At 63.7% G+C, this 672-nt stretch carries 1 protein-coding gene; it reads left to right on the top strand.

Annotated features, from left to right (window positions below):
* The coding region (locus tag A3764_RS22780) for a VirB4 family type IV secretion system protein (RefSeq protein ID WP_443069412.1) at positions 1–672 on the top strand (672 nt) is incomplete at both ends.

The following is a 672-nucleotide window of genomic DNA, read 5'->3' on the forward strand; positions in this document are numbered from 1 at the left end:
CGCGCGGCACCGCCTGGCTCTCGGATTGGCTCACAACCCTGCTCTACCGCGCCGACAAGCCCCTGACCCCGGCGCAGACCAACCGCATCCAAGAGGTCGTGCGCCAGAATGCCCAGGCCACCAATCCGGCCCTGCGGAACTGGCGGGATTTCGCATCGCTTTTTGTGTCTACGGATGACGGCGGCGATCTGCACCAGCGCCTGCTCGAGTGGACCGAAGACGGCCGCTACGGCTGGATCTTCGGGCAGAGCCTCGAGGACACGTTCTCGCTCAAGGGCGATGTCGTGGGCTTCGATCTGACCGGCATTCTAGACAGCGAGGCCGACAAGGAACGGATGGCGGTCCTGTCCTATCTTTTCCGCCGGGTCGAGCGCGAGATCGAGGACCGCCGCCCCACCATCATCGTGATCGACGAGGCCTGGAAGGCGCTCGACAACGCATATTTCGCCGAACGGTTGTCGAACTGGCTCGTGACTGCGCGCAAGCAGAACACCGTCGCCGTGATGATGACGCAATATGCCAGCCAGCTTGAGCGCACCCGGACCGGCAAGACCATCGTCGAAGCCGTTCCGACGCAGATCCTGCTGCCCAATATCCGCGCGCAGCCTGCGGACTACGCCATGCTGAACCTCACGGAGAAGGAGCTCGACGTCCTTCTCAACACGGGCAGCA

The sequence above is a fragment of the Sulfitobacter sp. HI0129 genome (assembly GCF_001635395.1).
Classification (GTDB): Bacteria; Pseudomonadota; Alphaproteobacteria; order Rhodobacterales; family Rhodobacteraceae; genus Sulfitobacter.